The organism is Colwellia marinimaniae, assembly GCF_002207865.1.
In the GTDB taxonomy this organism is placed as follows: domain Bacteria; phylum Pseudomonadota; class Gammaproteobacteria; order Enterobacterales; family Alteromonadaceae; genus Colwellia; species Colwellia marinimaniae.
In genome coordinates this window covers 1-235 of the sequence record NZ_BDQM01000523.1, presented here as the reverse complement: position 1 = coordinate 235, position 235 = coordinate 1, and the positions used below count along the sequence as shown (strand labels likewise).

Below are 235 nucleotides of genomic sequence, written 5' to 3'. Positions count from 1 at the left end.
ATCCAAATTGGTGATACGTTTACCCAAGGTGAGTTATTGAAATTTACCGGGATCCCTAACTTTGCGCCCGAAATGTTTCGTCGTATTCGTTTGAAAGATCCATTAAAGCAAAAGCAATTGCAAAAAGGTCTGATTCAGTTGTCTGAAGAAGGTGCCGTGCAGGTGTTCCGTCCTCAACGCTCTAACGATTTGATCGTAGGCGCAGTTGGTGTGCTACAGTTTGACGTGGTAGTGC

The 235-nt window shown here is 44.7% G+C and carries 1 pseudogene; it reads left to right on the top strand.

Annotated elements, in window-relative coordinates:
* A pseudogene (gene prfC, locus MTCD1_RS20350) lies at nucleotides 1–235 on the top strand (peptide chain release factor 3); the annotation flags it as partial.